1 protein-coding gene is annotated in these 410 nt (G+C 63.2%); it reads left to right on the forward strand.

The window, feature by feature from the left end:
- Positions 1-354, forward strand: a 354-nt coding sequence (locus tag ACWTU8_RS33070) for a GFA family protein (RefSeq protein ID WP_455851408.1), incomplete at its 5' end; no start/stop codon positions are given.
- Between the last annotated feature and the right edge of the window lie 56 nt (positions 355-410).

The following is a 410-nucleotide window of genomic DNA, read 5'->3' on the forward strand; positions in this document are numbered from 1 at the left end:
GTTGTCGCCTGCCACTGTCTCGATCGCCAGCGCCGAACCGGCGCGCCCTTCGGCGTCGGCGCCTTTTATCCGGCTGACGCTGTCGCCATCTCTGGAACCGCGAAAGAATTCACCCGCGATGCGGCAAGCGGCGGCAAGGTGCACAATTACTTCTGTCCCGCCTGCGGCTCGACGGTCTTTTGGAAAGCCGACAGGCTGCCGTCGATGCTCGGTGTCGCGGTGGGTGCGTTGGCCAACCCGAACTATCCGCCTCCCGTCCGGTCGATCTTCGAACAGCAGAAACATGATTGGGTTCAAATCGACGGTGCGGTCGAGCATTTTCGGCAAGGCAGCACGGCGGGGAAATCGAACTGAGCTGGCGTTCGCCGACCTTGGCGCGTCAGGCCGGCGTAAACGGAACCAGCATCGGC

This window comes from Mesorhizobium sp. BHbdii (assembly GCF_053848045.1).